The organism is Amycolatopsis pretoriensis, assembly GCF_900107925.1.
Taxonomy (GTDB): Bacteria; Actinomycetota; Actinomycetes; order Mycobacteriales; family Pseudonocardiaceae; genus Amycolatopsis; species Amycolatopsis pretoriensis.
Map to the genome: position 1 here is coordinate 57,857 of NZ_FNUJ01000006.1, position 14,697 is coordinate 72,553.

Annotated in this window: 15 protein-coding genes; 9 read left to right on the forward strand and 6 right to left on the reverse strand. The window is 73.0% G+C overall.

From position 1 onward, the window contains the following. Nucleotides 1-34 precede the first annotated feature (34 nt). Nucleotides 35-2,149: a transglycosylase domain-containing protein gene (locus tag BLV96_RS26200; RefSeq protein WP_086684378.1), complete on the forward strand. Its 2,115-nt coding sequence runs from the start codon at nucleotides 35-37 to the stop codon at nucleotides 2,147-2,149. Here BLV96_RS26200 and BLV96_RS26205 read toward each other — a convergent pair. Then, a complete protein-coding gene (locus BLV96_RS26205) occupies nucleotides 2,146-2,571 on the reverse strand; it encodes a nitroreductase/quinone reductase family protein (protein WP_086684399.1) in 426 nt (141 codons plus the stop codon). The genes BLV96_RS26200 and BLV96_RS26205 overlap by 4 nt on opposite strands. A 101-nt stretch (nucleotides 2,572-2,672) precedes the next feature. Between BLV96_RS26205 and BLV96_RS26210 the strand changes: the two genes are divergently transcribed. Further along, nucleotides 2,673-3,143, forward strand: a complete 471-nt coding sequence (locus BLV96_RS26210) for a zinc ribbon domain-containing protein (protein ID WP_086684382.1) — start codon at nucleotides 2,673-2,675, stop codon at nucleotides 3,141-3,143. Between the two features lie 52 nt (nucleotides 3,144-3,195). Here BLV96_RS26210 and BLV96_RS26215 read toward each other — a convergent pair whose 3' ends face one another. Further along, nucleotides 3,196-3,807: a PhoU domain-containing protein gene (locus BLV96_RS26215; protein WP_086684385.1), complete on the reverse strand. Its 612-nt coding sequence runs from the start codon at nucleotides 3,805-3,807 to the stop codon at nucleotides 3,196-3,198. 126 nt (nucleotides 3,808-3,933) lie between these two features. Between BLV96_RS26215 and BLV96_RS26220 the strand changes: the two genes are divergently transcribed. From BLV96_RS26220 to BLV96_RS26230, 3 genes are all read left to right on the forward strand, one after another. Next, a complete protein-coding gene (locus BLV96_RS26220) occupies nucleotides 3,934-4,377 on the forward strand; it encodes a single-stranded DNA-binding protein (RefSeq protein WP_086684388.1) in 444 nt (147 codons plus the stop codon). A 116-nt stretch (nucleotides 4,378-4,493) separates the two neighbouring features. Beyond that, nucleotides 4,494-4,781, forward strand: coding sequence for a hypothetical protein (locus BLV96_RS26225; protein ID WP_086684391.1), 288 nt, complete (start codon nucleotides 4,494-4,496; stop codon nucleotides 4,779-4,781). A 667-nt stretch (nucleotides 4,782-5,448) separates the two neighbouring features. Continuing rightward, complete coding sequence (locus tag BLV96_RS26230) at nucleotides 5,449-6,453, forward strand: pirin family protein (protein WP_086673338.1); 1,005 nt, start codon at nucleotides 5,449-5,451, stop codon at nucleotides 6,451-6,453. On the opposite strand, the gene BLV96_RS26235 is transcribed toward BLV96_RS26230, so the two are convergent. Together BLV96_RS26235 and BLV96_RS26240 are read right to left on the reverse strand one after the other, a co-directional pair. Continuing rightward, the gene (locus BLV96_RS26235) at nucleotides 6,427-7,260 is read right to left on the reverse strand and encodes an alpha/beta fold hydrolase (protein ID WP_086673336.1); all 834 of its coding nucleotides are present in this window, start codon (nucleotides 7,258-7,260) and stop codon (nucleotides 6,427-6,429) included. The two genes, BLV96_RS26230 and BLV96_RS26235, sit on opposite strands and share 27 nt — an antisense overlap. Before the next feature lie 11 nt (nucleotides 7,261-7,271). Then, nucleotides 7,272-7,967, reverse strand: coding sequence for a GntR family transcriptional regulator (locus BLV96_RS26240; RefSeq protein ID WP_086673334.1), 696 nt, complete (start codon nucleotides 7,965-7,967; stop codon nucleotides 7,272-7,274). A 41-nt stretch (nucleotides 7,968-8,008) separates the two neighbouring features. Between BLV96_RS26240 and BLV96_RS26245 the strand changes: the two genes are divergently transcribed. Next, nucleotides 8,009-9,640 carry a thiamine pyrophosphate-dependent enzyme gene (locus tag BLV96_RS26245; RefSeq protein WP_086673342.1) on the forward strand — a complete coding sequence of 544 codons (1,632 nt, stop codon included), beginning with the start codon at nucleotides 8,009-8,011 and terminating at the stop codon, nucleotides 9,638-9,640. Here the strand turns inward: BLV96_RS26245 and BLV96_RS26250 are convergent. Further along, nucleotides 9,637-11,013 (reverse strand): pyridoxal phosphate-dependent decarboxylase family protein, encoded by a 1,377-nt coding sequence (locus BLV96_RS26250; RefSeq protein ID WP_086673332.1) that lies wholly within the window; start codon nucleotides 11,011-11,013, stop codon nucleotides 9,637-9,639. The genes BLV96_RS26245 and BLV96_RS26250 overlap by 4 nt on opposite strands. Nucleotides 11,014-11,076: 63 nt before the next feature. Then, a complete protein-coding gene (locus BLV96_RS26255; protein WP_086673329.1) occupies nucleotides 11,077-11,973 on the reverse strand; it encodes a phosphatase PAP2 family protein in 897 nt (298 codons plus the stop codon). A 110-nt stretch (nucleotides 11,974-12,083) separates the two neighbouring features. Here BLV96_RS26255 and BLV96_RS26260 point away from each other — a divergent pair, with 110 nt between their 5' ends. The 3 genes from BLV96_RS26260 (at nucleotide 12,084) to BLV96_RS26270 (ending at nucleotide 14,694) form a co-directional block, all read left to right on the forward strand. Next, on the forward strand, nucleotides 12,084-12,773 hold the full coding sequence (locus tag BLV96_RS26260; protein ID WP_086673327.1) for a response regulator transcription factor: 690 nt from the start codon (nucleotides 12,084-12,086) through the stop codon (nucleotides 12,771-12,773). Nucleotides 12,774-12,838: 65 nt separating this feature from the next. Then, nucleotides 12,839-14,209, forward strand: coding sequence for an ATP-binding protein (locus BLV96_RS26265; protein WP_425266199.1), 1,371 nt, complete (start codon nucleotides 12,839-12,841; stop codon nucleotides 14,207-14,209). Next, the gene (locus tag BLV96_RS26270; protein WP_086673324.1) at nucleotides 14,206-14,694 is read left to right on the forward strand and encodes a hypothetical protein; all 489 of its coding nucleotides are present in this window, start codon (nucleotides 14,206-14,208) and stop codon (nucleotides 14,692-14,694) included. The genes BLV96_RS26265 and BLV96_RS26270 overlap by 4 nt, the downstream gene beginning before the upstream one ends. Nucleotides 14,695-14,697: the final 3 nt, after the last annotated feature.

Consider the following 14,697-nt stretch of genomic DNA (forward strand, 5'->3'; position numbering starts at 1 on the left):
CACATGTCTCACCGAACGGAAGCTTCATTCCCCGATGGCTAATCTCGGTTCCGTGAATGGTCGTCCGGGCGTGGCCTCTTTTGCCGGTTTGTGCGTTCTCGCCGGAATTCTGGTGGCCGGCACGATGGCGCCCGCCGCCATCGGCGCCGGCCTGCTGTCGAATCAGGTGAGCGATTCCGTGGACGCCATTTCCGCGCAGCTCGCCGCGGCCGACCCGCCGCTGACCACGACGGTGACCGACCGCGACGGCACGCCGATCGCGACGCTCTACGCGCAGTACCGGCTCCCGGTCACCGCGGCCGGGATCGCAACGACGATGAAGGCCGCGATCGTCGCGGTCGAGGACCGCCGGTTCTACACCGAAGGCGGCGTCGACCTGCAGGGGATGCTCCGCGCGGCGGTGAACGACAGCACCGGCGGCGCGCTGCAGGGCGCGTCGACGATCCCGCAGCAGTACGTCAAGAACTACCTCATCAACGTCGTCGACCGCACCAACCCCCTGGCCCAGCAGGTCGATCGGGAGGACTCGATCGCGCGCAAGCTGCGCGAAGCGAAAATGGCCGTCCAGCTCAACGACACGATGAGCAAGGACGATCTGCTCGCCGCTTACCTGAACGTCGTGGAATTCAGCGGAACCGTGTACGGGGTCGGTTCCGCCGCGAAAGCCTACTTCGGGACGACAGCGGACAAACTGACCGTTCCGCAGGCCGCGTTGCTGGCCGGAATGGTGAACAACCCGAGCATCTACAACCCGTACACGCACGCCGCCAAAGCACTGCAGCGGCGCAACCTCGTCATCGACGACATGGTCACCAACGGGTCCATCCCCGCGTCTTACGCCGCGACGGCGAAGGCGGCTCCGCTCGGTGTGCTGCCGAACGGTCCGGTGGCCCCGTTTTCGACGTGCATGGGCGCGGCCCCGGACGCCGGGTTCTTCTGCGCCTACGCGGAAAGCTACCTCGTGCACGCCGGGTTCACCGCGGACCAGCTGGCGACCGGCGGCTACACGGTCAAGACGACGCTCGACCCCCGCGTCTCGCAGGTGGCGAAGGACTCCGTCGACGCGAACGTGCCGACCACGCAGGACGGCGTCGCCAACACCTTCGCCGTCGTGCAACCGGGCGCGACCGGCCACCAGGTGCTCGCCATGGTCGCCAACCGGAACTACGGCACGGATCCCGCGCAGGGCGAGACGTCCACGGACATCGTCGCGGACGCGAGCAACGAGTTCGGCGCCGGTTCGTCGTTCAAGATCTTCACCTCGGCCGCCGCGCTCGTCACCGGGAAGGCCGGCCTGCAGACGCCGCTGCCCAACCCGGACAGCCAGTGCTTCCCGGTGCCGGACTCGCACGCGGCCTGCTACACCGTCCACAACGACGGCCACTACGCGGATCCGATCAGCCTCGCCGACGGCCTGGCGACGTCGCCGAACGTCGCGTTCGTCGGGCTGGAGAGCCAGGTCGGGATGCCCGCCGTGCTCGACATGGCCTACAAGCTGGGGCTGCGGAACACCCTCGCGACCAACGACGCCGGGGCCGCGCCGAACCCGGCGTCCGGCAACCCGCAGTACAGCGAACCGCAGTCGAAGTACTTCCAGAACCTGCTGTCGTTCACCCTGGGCAACAGCCCGGTGAGCCCGCTGGAGATGGCGAACGTGTCGGCGACGCTGATGAGCGGCGGAGTCTGGTGCCCGCCGAACCCGATCCTGTCGGTCACCGACCGGAACGGGAACGCCGTGCCGGTGGCGCAGCAGGCTTGCGAGCAGGTCATCCCGACCGGTGTCGCGAACACCCTCGAAGCGGGCCTGAGCAAGGACACGACGAGCGGCACGTCGGCGCAGGCCGCCCACGCGGCCGGCTGGACGCGGCCCGACATCGGCAAGACGGGGACGACGCAGCAGAGCGAGTCCGTCGCGTTCGTCGGCGGCGTCGACGGCTACGCGGTGTCGTCCATGGTCTTCGCCGACGGGCCGCACCCGCGCGAAATCTGCCCGGGCACCCCGGTGCACCTGGGCAACTGCGGGCACGGGGCGTTCGGTGGCACGGTCGCCGCGCCGCCGTACTTCCACGCGATGAGCCAGCTGCTCGCGGGTGTGCCGGACCAGCCGATCCCCGGGCCGGACCCGGCGTACCTGACCGCGCGGAACTAGCGCGGTTCGAGGAAGACGAGCGGGATCTCGCGCTCGGTCTTGGTCTGGTAGCCGGCGTAGTTCTTGAACTGGCCGGAGATCTTCGGCCACAGCTTCGCGCGCTCGTCGACGTCGGCGACGCGGGCGTGCATCGGCCGCTTCGGCGCGCCCTTGAGCGACACCTCGACCTCGGGGTTGTCGCGCAGGTTGAGGAACCACGCGGGGTGCGTGTCGTCCCCGCCGCGCGAAGCCACGACGACCAGCGTGTCGCCGTCCTGGTGCGGCGAGGTCAGCAGCACGGTGCGCGGCTGACCGCTCTTGCGGCCGGTGGTGGTGAGCTCCAGCACCGGCATGCCGGCCTGCCAGCCGACCCGGCCGCCGGTGAGCTTGATCAGGCCGCGGTGCACGGCGTTCATGGTCTTCAGGGCGAAGTCGCTCGGCATGATCACAATCTAGTCCCCGAGTTCGGCGAAACCGCCACGCGGCGGCGCACCGGTGTGCGAGGCTGCCCAGCGAACGGAAGACCTGGGAGAAAGAAGTACCGATGCTGATCTGGGGCTGGCGGACACGGATTTACGTGCTGGCGATGACGACTTTCCTGTGCGGCCGGTGCGGCAACCCCGCTTCGCACGCGGTGCGCAAGGCGGTCACGAAGTTCACCCTGTTCTTCATCCCGCTCTTCCCGATCAGCGTGAAGTACTCGGCGCAGTGCACGTTCTGCGGGATCGAGAACCGGATCCCGAAGGAGGACGCCGTCCGCCTGCAGGCGCAGGAGGAGGGGCAGCAGCAGGGGGCTCAGGCGGGCTACCCGCAGCAGGCTGCGTCGGGCGGGTTCCCGCAGCAGCAGGCTTCGGGTGGGTTCCCGCAGCAAGGTTCGCAGCCGTCGTCCGGTGGGTTCCCGCAGCAGGGTTCGCAGCCGCCGCACCCCTCGCAGCCGCAGGGGTTCCCGCAGCCGCAGCACCCGTCGCAGCAGCAGTTCCCGCAGCAGGGCCAGTTCCCCCAGCAAGGCAGCTGACCCCGCCGATGCCCGGCGCCGGGCGCGTCAGCCCGGCGTCCTTTTCGGACATTCAGGTCGCAACCGGGGCAAACTCCGCCATCCGGCCCGCGATCGAGGCGGCGGTCCCGGCGAACCGCCCGCAGGCCGCGGCGAGCAGCACCACGTCGGCCGCGGCGGCCGCCCCGTGCGGCCAGCCGATCCCGCCCGTCTCGTCGCGCAGGTCCCGCTCCGCGGTGCCGGCCAGGGCGACCGCGCCGGTCATCCCGGGGCCGTCCTCGCCGGCGAGTTGACCGCGAAGCGCCCGGGCGGCGGCCACGGCGTGCCCGCCCAGCCGCCCGAGCGCGGGCCGCACCTCCACCGGCACCCGCCACCGCGCCTCCGCGACGTCCCGCGCAAGACCACCCATCCGAGTGAGATCCGCGGCGGCGTGAACGGCGGCGACGACCGCCTTCACGTCCTCTTCCCGCGGCGCGTGCAGGGCCAGCAGCGCACACGCCTGGTCCTCGCACGCGGCCCCGAGCGCGGCGGCCGCGGCGGTGTCTTCCCGCGCCCGTCCGCCCAGCGTGCGGTCACTTTCCAGGACCGAACGCGTGGCCTCTTCGAACGCGATCGCGACCAGCGCGCAGAGGTCGGCCAGCCGCTGGGCGAGCGTGCCCAGCTCCTTCTGAAACGCCGTCGGCATGGCGGCAGGTAACCAGCCCGGACGGGTGTCGGCATCTCGTCGCCCGGCCCGGAACTGTCGGACCCCCGTGCTCTCCTCATCGGCAAGAGCGGTGCACCCCGCACCCGGAGGAGAAGGAGGAGCCCGATGGCAGGCGAAACGCTGGTGACCGTGGTCGGCAACCTGACGACCGACCCCGAGCTGCGGTTCACCCCGTCCGGCGCCGCGGTCGCGAACTTCACGGTCGCGTCGACCCCCCGCACGTTCGACCGCGAATCCGGCGACTGGCGCGACGGCGACGCGATGTTCCTGCGCTGCAACGTGTGGCGCCAGTACGCGGAGAACGTCGCGGAGTCCCTGCGGCGCGGAGCCCGGGTGATGGTGCACGGCCGGCTGAGACAGCGGTCGTTCGACACGAAGGAGGGCGAGAAGCGCACGGTGACGGAGCTGGACGTCGACGAGGTGGGCCCGGTCCTGCGGTACGCGACGGCGAAGGTGACCAGGCTGAGCCGCGCCGCGAGCGGCGAGGCGACGAGTTCGTGGACCCCGGAGCCGGTCCCGGTGGCCGCCGGCGTGGACCCTCCGTTCTGAGTCGACCCGGGCTCGACCGCCGGCGGTGACGATGGAGGGAAGATTCTGTCGAAATCCCGGCAGCTGGTTCGACGCACGAGTGAGACGAGGTCGAACCACGAGCGGGAGGGACCGAGATGAACGAGCAAACCGGAACACCGGCCGCGCACCCCGTGGTGAACCACCGGATGCTGGCGATGCTGCGAGCGGTCGCGGCCGGCCGAGGCCGGGTGTCGTGCAGCAGCGAGCCGGACTTGTTCATCGACGAAGTCTCGTGCGGCGACCAGTTCGCGGCCCACGCGCTGGCCCACCAGGGCCTGGTCCGGCCGGCCAGGCCGGGCCGGCCGGGCGAGCTGGTCCCGGCGATCCTGACACCGAAGGGGCAAGCGGTGGTGGCAGCACGCCGCCAGCCCAAAGCCGCCTGAAGGGGCGGCGCGAAGCTTGACAACTCCAGAAGGCAAGAGGCGGCACCCACAGCACTCGACGGCCGCTGTCCGGCCGGCCCCGACCCGCCCGGGGCCGGCCGCACAGCCGCGGCGGGCGCCAGCCCGTCGGCGCCCACCCGCACAGCCCGGGCCACAACCCACCAGCCAGCGGCATCCGCCCGGAGCGGCCGCGGCGGGCGCCACCCAGCCCCGCCGACGCCTGCCACCGAGCCCCACCCCGGCCCGTGGCCGTTCATCCGGCCGCCCGGAACCCGACGACCCAGCCGCACCCCAACCAGCCCGCCCGTCATCTCCAAGCCCCGCGCGCCCGGCACCCAAGCCCCGCCATGCCCAAGCCCCGCCATGCCCAAGCCCCGCCATGCCCAAGCCCCGCCATGCCCCAGCCCTGCGCGGCCCGGCACCCGACGGCCGCTGCCCGGCTGGCCCCGACCCGTGCAGGGTCCGGCCGGTGCGGCCGCGGAGAGCACCAGCGGCTCCACGAGCACCCGCCACCGGGCCCCGCCCCGGCCCTCGCCCGGAACCCGGCTGCCCGCAGCACCGCCCAACGCCACCGCCGACACTGCCCGGCCAGCCCCACCGGCCAGCGACCATCCCCGCGCCGCCCGGCACCCGAGCCCCACCGGACAACGCGACTACCGTGGCGCACATGAGCAACACCGAGGCCGCCCCCGCCGAGCTCGCCTGTGGCGACCACCCCACAGCCGCCGACCCCGAGCACCCGGCCGTCGAAATCCTCACCCCGCGCGAAGTCCCCCTGGGCGGCCCGCGCGCGATGCGGGTCCGCCGGACGCTCCCCCAGCGGTCCCGGTCGCTGATCGGCGCCTGGTGCTTCGCCGACCATTACGGCCCGACCGAGGTCACCGGCGCGATGGACGTCGCCCCGCACCCGCACACCGGCCTGCAGACCGTGAGCTGGCTGTTCGCCGGCGAGATCGAGCACCGCGACAGCCTCGGCACCCACGAGCTCGTCCGCCCCGGCGAGCTCAACCTGATGACCGGCGGCCACGGCATCTGCCACTCCGAGGTCTCGACCCCGGCGGCGAAGACGCTGCACGGCGTCCAGCTCTGGGTGGCGCTGCCCGAGCGGCACCGGAACACGGCCCGTGCGTTCGACCACTACGTCCCCTCGGTGAACCGGATCGAAGGCGCGGAAATCCGGGTGTTCCTCGGGTCCCTGGCCGGACGCACCTCACCGATCCCGACCTACACCCCGCTGCTGGGCGCGGAAATCGTCCTGGGCCCGGACGCCCACATGTCCCTCGGCGTCGACCCGAGCTTCGAACACGGCGTCCTGGTCGACACCGGCGACGTCGTCGTGGCGGGCAGCCGCGTCCGCGCGGCGGAGCTGGGTTACGTCGGCACCGGCGTGCGCTCGCTGACGTTGAGCAACCGCGGCACGGAACCGGCCCGCTTCCTCCTGCTCGGTGGCACCCCGTTCGACGAAGAGATCCTGATGTGGTGGAACTTCGTCGGCCGCACGCACGAGGAGATCGCGGCCTTCCGCGAGGCGTGGGAGGCCGAATCCGACCAGTTCGGCAGCGTCACCGGCTACACGGGCACGCCGCGGCGGCTCCCGGCGCCCCAGCTGCCGGCGGTCCGCATCAAACCGCGCCGGAACCCCGCGTCACCCCAGGAAATCCGCGACAGCTGAGCCGAACCCGGCGGCGTCGTCCAGCCACGGGTAGTGCCCGGCACCGGGCAGGACGACGACCCGCCCGTCCGGGAAGAGCCCGCCGAACTCACCGGCGACGGCCGGGCTCGCGATCCAGTCCAGGTCCCCGGCGATCACCAGCACGGGAGCGTCGACGGCCCCGAGCGCGACCCGGGTGACCGAGGGCTCGAAGGCGCCTTCGGCGTTGTACAGCCGCGCGGCGACACCGTTGCGCTGCCCAGGCTCCAGAGCTTGGTGCCGCTGAGCGGCTTCGTCCCAGCGGCCGTAGTACATCGGTGCGACGGCGGCCCAGTCACCACTGGTCGCCCGCCGCTCTGCGATGGCGTCGTAGGCCGCGGCGGCGGCCTCGAACCAGGGTGCGCCGGCCCGCCGGGCCATGATCCGCCGCCGGTCGTCGACGGACAATTGCAGCCCGACGGCCCGCGGGCTCGGCGCGACGAGTACGAGCCGCCGCAACCGGCCGGGATAGCGAGCGGCGTAGAGGACGGCGAGGCTGGCCCCGGCCGAGTGCCCGAGCAGGTCGAACCGGTCGAGACCGAGGTGCTTGCGCAGCGCCTCGACGTCTTCGACCTGCCGGTCGCACCGGTAGGTGCCGGGATCGGCGGGCACGTCCGAATCCCCGGTCCCTCGCAGGTCGAGAACAGCCAAGCGGTCGAGTCCGCCGAGGTCCCCGAGGTAGGCCCCGGCACGCATGGGCCCACCGGGCAGGCAGACCACGGGCTCGCCGCCGGATCCGAGAAGGCGGAAGGAGAGCGCGGTCCCGTCCGGCGCGGAGAAGATCGGCATCCCCGACCCTGTCACTCCGAAGGCTGCGCGAGCAACCCCGTCCGCGCGAGATAAGCGTCCAACGTCGCCAACCGGTGCTCACGCGCGCACTGCTCGACCTCCGCCGGCTCACCGCCATCCTCGATCAGGGCCAGCAACCGCTCGTGCTCCTCGACCGACGCCGGCGCCCGCCCCGGGACCGACGCGAACGTGCTGTCCCGGACCGCGGCGAGCCGCGTCCAGCACCGCTGCACCAGATCCACCAGGTTCGGGTTGGGGCAGGCGCTGAACAGCACCTCGTGGAACTCGGCGTTCAGCGCGGTGAACGTCAGCGGGTCGAACTCGGCCAGGCTCCGGCGCATCCGCTCGTTCAGCGCCCGGGCCTTCGCCAGGTCCGAAGGCGTCAACAGCGGTGCGGCGAGGCCGGTCGCCGCGCCCTCGACGATCGCCACCGTCTGCATCGCGTGGCGGTACTCGGTGGGGTCGATGGCGATCACCCGGGCGCCGACGTTCCGCTCGAACTCGATCAGCTCCTCGGCCTCGAGCCGGCGCAGGGCCTCGCGGACCGGCACCGCGCTGACGTCGAGCTCGCGGCCGATCTGGTCGAGCACCAGCCGGTACCCGGGCCCGTAGCGGCCGTCGAGGATCCTGGCCTTGATCGTCTCGTAGGCCAGCTGGGACTTCGTGACCGGTCTTCCCGAGGACGCGCTGATCATGTAGGAAACCATATATGGTCCCGTCGACGGATGACGCCCAGGAGGCCGCCCCGATGCCGAGTTCCCCGTCCGCCCCCACCGCGGCCGACCTGATCGTCGACGGCCTGCGGGCCCACGGCGTCGACACCGTCTTCGGGCTGCCCGGCGTCCAGACCTACGACCTGTTCGACAGCCTGGCCCGCGCCGGCGGGGACATCCGGGTGATCGGCGCGCGGCACGAGCAGACCGTGGCCTACATGGCGTTCGGCTACGCCCAGGCGACCGGGCGCACCGGCGTCTACACGGTCGTGCCCGGCCCCGGCGTCCTGAACTCCTCGGCGGCGCTGCTCTCGGCGCACGGCGCGAGCGCTCCCGTCGTGTGCCTGACCAGCGAAATCCCCCGCGCGTACCTCGGCCGCGGGCTCGGGCACCTGCACGAAATGCCCGACCAGCTGGCCACCCTGCGAACGATGACCAAGTGGTCGGCGCTGGTCGAGCATCCGGCCGAGGTCCCGGACGCCGTGGCGACAGCCTTCCGCGAAGCCGCGGGCGGGCGGCCGAGGCCGGTTTCGCTCGCGGTGCCGTGGGACGTGCTGGGCCTGCGTGCCCCGGCCGAGCCCGTCGGGCCGCGACCGCTTCCGTGCCCGGTCGTCGACCCGGTCGCCGTGGAGCAGGCCGCCGAGCTGCTGAGCGGCGCGCGGAATCCGATGATCATGGTGGGTGGCGGCGCCCGGCACGCGGCCGCCGAGGTCCGGGCGCTGGCCGAACGGCTGCAGGCGCCGGTGGTGCCGTTCCGCGGCGGCCGGGGCATCGTCGGTGACGACCACCCGCTGGGCTTCACCTGCGTCTCCGGCTTCGAGCGGTGGGCGGAGACCGACGTCGTGATCGGCATCGGTTCGCGGATGGAGCTGTCGTGGTTCCGCTGGCCCGACAAGCCCGCCGGTCTCAAGACGATCCTGCTGGACATCGACCCGAGGCAGGCGACGCGGCTCGAAGCGGACGTCGCGATCGTGGCCGATGCGGCCGACGCCACGGCCGCGCTGACCGCGGCCACTGGTCCACAGAGGACGGACCGGACCGCGGAGTTCGCCGCGGTGAAGGCAGCGGTGGCCGAACGGTTCGCCGACGTCGGACCGGAACTGGAGTACCTGCGCGCGATCCGGGACGTGCTGCCGCGCGACGGCTTCTTCGTCGAGGAGATCTGCCAGGTCGGCTTCGCGTCCTACTTCGGGTTCGAGGTGTACTCGCCCCGCACCTTCGTCACGTGCGGCCACCAGGGCACGCTCGGCTTCGGCTACCCCACTGCCCTCGGCGTGCAGGCGGCCTTCCCCGGTCGCCCGGTGGTGTCGGTGGCCGGGGACGGCGGGTTCATGTTCGCCGCGCAGGAGCTGGCCACGGCCGTCCAATATGGACTGAACGTCGTCGCGGTCGTGTTCGACAACGGCTACTACGGCAACGTCCACCTCGACCAGGAGCGGCTGTTCGAGGGCCGCGCGCTGGGCGGGCGGCTGGGCAACCCGGACTTCGCGCGGCTCGCCGAGACGTTCGGCGCGCTCGGCCTGACCGCGCGCACCCCGGACGACCTGCGCGGCGCGCTGGACAAGGCGTTCGCCGCGGGCCGGCCGGCGCTCGTGCACGTGCCGTGCGAGCTGGGCGCCGGTGCTTCGCCGTGGAAGTACCTGATGCCGAAGTCGGACCGCAGCTAGCCGGCGGCCACGCGCTCGAGCGCGGCGAAGACGCGCTCGACGTCGGCCGCGGTCGTCCGCCAGTTGCTGAAGGCGGCGCGCAGGGCCGGGCGGCCGTCGTACACCGTCGGGGTCAGGAACGTCGTGCCGTCCTCGGCGATGGCCCGCACGAGGGCGTCGATGTCCCGGTCGACGGCCGGGGCGAAGCAGACGACGTTGAGCCGCACGGGCGCGAGCAGCCGCCAGCGCGGCGAACCGTCGAGCCGCGCGCCGAGGTCCCGGGCGAGCGTCACGCAGCGCTCGACGATCTCGCGGTGCCCGTCCCGGCCGTAGGCCACGAGCGAGAACCAGGCCGGGAGGGCCCGCAGCCGGCGGGAGTTCTCCGGGGTGAGGTGCAGGAAGTCCGGCGTCTCGCCGATCTCGCCGAGGTAGGCGGCGTTGTTGCTGAAAACGCGCAGCTGCAGGTCGCGGCGGCGGGTGAACTGGACGGCGGAGTCGTAGGGCACGTTGAGCCACTTGTGCAGGTCGACGACCACCGAGTCGGCCTGCTCGAGCCCCGCGGTCAGCGCCGCGTACTGCGGGGCGAGGGCGGCGAACCCGCCGAACGCGGCGTCGACGTGCAGCCAGAAGCCGTACCGCCGCTTGAGCGCGGCGATCGCGCGCAGGTCGTCGAAGTCGACGGTGTTCACGGTGCCGGCGTTCGCGACGACGACGGCCGGCCCGTCGAGCGTTTCGAGCACCTCGGCCAGCTTGCCGACGTCGACGGCTTCGCGGCCGGGCAGCACCGGCACCTTCCGCAGCGATGACCGGCCCATCCCCAGGAAGGACAACGCCTTGAGGACGCTCGAGTGCGCCGATCCGGACAGCACGGTGACCGGCCCGAGCGCGGCGGCGCCGTCTTCGGACACCGAAACCCCGGCGCGTTCCCCGAGCCATTCGCGGGCGATGGCCAGGCCGGTGACGGTGGACATGGTGGCCCCGGTGACGAACGCACCGGAGAACTCCGCGCCAAGGCCGAACAGCTCGGCCAGCCAGCCGACGGTCTCGCGCTCGAGGTCGGCGGCGGTGGAATCCAGGCTGCTGGCCGGGTTCTGATCGTAGGTGGCGGCGAGCCAGTCCCCGGCGAGCGCCGCCGGGGTGGCCCCACCGGTGACGAACCCGAGGTAGCGAGGCCCTGCGCTACCGGCGAAGCCGCCTTCCCAGCGCCGCGAGAACTCCTCCAGCGCACCCCGGGCCCCGGCACCTTCGAGAGGCAGAGGCGCCCGATCGACGTCCCCGGGCGGAACGGCGGCGGCCCGCTCGGCCAGGCCGGCGAGCGCCTCACCGGCGGCTTTCCGCGTGGCGTCGAGCAGATCGGGCAGGGAGTCCAGGTCTTCGGCAAGCCTCGGATGCACGTCCCCGACGCTAAGCACCGCGAACGGCGTTGTCGCGGTCCAATCCGCCGAAACTGGCCCGGCTCAGCGACGCAGGAGCCGCCGGACGCGGGCCTCGGCCGGGTCGAACGCCACCCGGCGCAACGGTCCCACCAGCAGCACCACCACCGCCATCGCCGACAGCGCGGCGAGCACCATCGCCGCGACGAACTGGGCGGCCCCGGACGTCGCCGTCCCCAGCACCAGGTATCCCACCAGCACCAGGGCCACCGGCGCGAGCAACCCGCACAGCACCGGCAGCGGCGGCACGCGGTCACCGTCGGGGCGGCGGGCGGACACCACCGCCGCCCCGGCGCAGGTGACCGCGGCGACCAGGAGGCAGCCGCCGACGGTGTCGCTCAACCGGTGCCAGCCCAGGGCCACCGTCGCGGCCGAGACCCAGGCGACGCCGACGCCGCCGAGCACCAGGGCCTGCGCGCGGTAGCGGCGCGGCAGGACGATCGCGAGCGCCACCAGCACGGCCATCGCCGCGCTGACGTGCCCGCTCGGGAAGCTGTTGTGGCTCGCGACGCCGAACCGGTCGCCCGTGGCCGGCCGGTCCAGCACGTACAGCTTGAGCAGCTGCGCCACCACCAGTGGCGCGGTGAGCAGGAACAGCGCCGTCACGCCGAGGGCGAACCGGCGCCGGACCAGGGCGATCACCACCAGCAGCACCGCCACCCCGCCGAGCAGGACGACCTGGTCGGCCTGCCGCAACGGGTCCGCCCACTCGACCGTGTTCCCCGCCGCCTGGGCGCTGCGGACGACGCCGTTCTCGACGCTGCGCCCGGCTTCGGTGCGGACGAACAGCACGTAGGCCACGACGAACGCGAGGGCGAAACCGGCCGCGCTCGCCGCGAGCACGGCGGTGCGGGACACGGCCGCGGTGACGAGCGCGTGGCGGACGGGAACGGGTCGCGTTTCGGTGAGGGTCACTGCCATGTCCCCGAGTCTGGGGACGGCATTTCGGGATCCCGTCAGCGCGATGTCATGGTTTTGCTACAAGATCCGCCCGGGTCGCCACGACGTGCGCTTTTCCGAATAATGGCGCCGTGGCCGAGGTACTGGTGGTAGAAGACGACGCGGCGGTGCGGGAAGGACTGCAGCTGGCCCTGCGCCGGCAGGGGCACGTGGTGCACACCGCCGAATCGGGTGAGCTCGGCATCGAGGTGCTGGTGCGGCACCGGCCCGACATCGTGGTACTCGACCTCATGCTGCCCGGCATGGACGGCTTCGAGACCTGCCGCCGGATGCGGGCGTCCGGGCCGATCCCGATCATCATGCTCACCGCGCGCAGCGACGACTTCGACGTCGTGGCCGGGCTCGAAGCGGGCGCGGACGACTACGTCGCCAAACCGGTCGAGCCCCGGGTGCTGGACGCGCGGATCCGGGCCGTGCTGCGGCGGGGCGTCGCCGAGCGGCCGGGCGAGCCGCCGGAACCCGAGGAGCGCCACGGCGACCTGGTGATCGACCGGGCCGGGCTCGAGGTGACCAAGCGCGGCGCCGCCGTGTCGCTGACCCCGACCGAGCTGAAGCTGCTGCTGGAGCTCTCGCGCACGCCCGGGCAGGTGTACAGCCGTCAGCAGATCCTCTCCGCCGTCTGGGACCACGACTACCTCGGGGACTCGCGGCTGGTCGACGCGTGCGTGCAGCGGCTGCGCGCGAAGATCGAAGACGTGCCGGCGAAGCCGGAGTACGTGCAGACGGTCCGCGGGTTCGGCTACCGGTTCGGCCGCTCGTGATCCGGCGGATCCGCTCGTGGCTCGCCGGGCTGCGGCCCCGGCTGGTCGCCGCGTTCGCGGTCATCATGATCGTCGGCGCCACCGCCGCGGCCGGCGCGAGCTACGTGTCCGCGCGCAACGCCATCCTGGAGGGCATCCAGGACCAGACGATGCTGAAGCTGCGCGACCAGATCGTCGCGTACCTGCCGACCGTGTCGCTGCCGCCGACCCAGGCCACGCTCGACGCGTTCGCGGCCGCGCTCAAGCCCAGCGGCGCGCTGGTCGTCTACCACGACCTGCACTCGTCGTCGGGCATGGCGCCGCAGGACGTGCCCGGGGCGCTGCGCGAGGCCGTGGCGACCAGCACGAACATCCAGTTCCAGCGGGTCGACACCCAGGGCTTCCCGATGTTCTTCGTCGGGATCCCGGTGCAGACCGGGTCGGGCCGGACGAGCGGCCTCGAGGTCTACGCGGGGACGCCGCTGGGCCAGCAGCAGGCCGCGATCGAGGACCTCTCCCGGACGGCGTGGCAGACGGCCGCGCTCGCGCTCCCGTTCGCGGTGGCGGTGGCGCTGCTGGCGGCCCGGCAGGTGCTGCGGCCGGTGCGCGCGCTGAACACCGCGGCGGACCAGCTCGGCCGCGGCCGGCTCGACGTGCGGCTGCACGTCAAGGGCTCCGACGAGCTCGCGCAGCTGGTCACGACGTTCAACAACACCGCGGCGGAGCTGGAGCGCACGGTCGGCACGCTGCGCGCGATGGAGGCCGACGCGCGGCGGTTCGTCGCCGACGTCTCGCACGAGCTGCGGACGCCGCTGGCGGCGATGAACGCGGTCACCGACGTCCTCGACGAGGACGCGGGCCAGCTGCCGGCGGACACCGCGGTGGCCGCGCGGCTGGTCTCGGCGGAGACGAAACGGCTGACGCGGCTCGTGCAGGACCTGATCGAGATCTCGCGGTTCGACGCCGGGCGGGCCGAGCTCCGCCGGGAGGAGCTGGACGTCGCCGCCGCGGTCACCGACAGCCTCACCGCACGCGGCTGGGCACCCGGCTCCGAAGACTCCGAAAACTCCACCGTCGTCGCCGACCTGCCGCCGGGGATCACGGCCGCGCTCGACCGGCGGCGGCTGGACATCGTCGTGGCGAACCTCGTCGGCAACGCGCTGCGGCACGGCGCGCCGCCGGTCGAGGTGGTGCTGCGGGCCGACGGGGGTGCCGTCGTGCTGACCGTCACCGACCACGGGCCGGGCATCCCGGCCGAGGTGCTGCCCCGGGTCTTCGACCGCTTCGCCAAGGCGGACACGTCCCGGGCGCGGTCGGAGGGCAGCGGCCTCGGGCTGTCCATCGCGCGCGAGAACGCGCGGCTGCACGGCGGCGACGTCGTCGCGGCCAACACCGGTACCGGCGCTCGGTTCGAGCTGCGCCTGCCCCGCGAAGCCCGGTTCGGGGAGGCGCGGTGAAGAAGCTCCTCGTCCTGGCCGTGGTGCTGCTGGTGAGCGCGTGCGGCGTCAAGCCGACCGGGGTCGTCCCGGCCGGACCGGCGCCGACGCTGCGCAACCCCGGCAACCCGGGCCGCGACGCCGAAATGGTGCTCTACTTCGTCCTCGACGGACGGACGGCCCCGGTGACGCGCCCGATCGTCGACGGGAGGGACGCCGAAGCGGCCTTGTCGACGCTGCTGGACGGACCGACCGAAGCCGAGCGGTCCGACGGGTACCTGACCGACCTGCCACGCCGGGCCGGATCGATCGGGCTGGCGCCCGGGACGCCCGCGACGATCACTGTTTCGTTCCCGCTGAAGCCCGTCGGCGCGCTCGGGGTCAACCAGCTGGTCTGCACGGCGTTCGCGGCGCTGGCGGCCGAGGGCCGGTACCCGGCCGAGGGCACGATCGCCGTCTCCGGGCCGGACGTCCAGCTGCCCTACCAGGCGTGCCAGGCGTCCTGACCG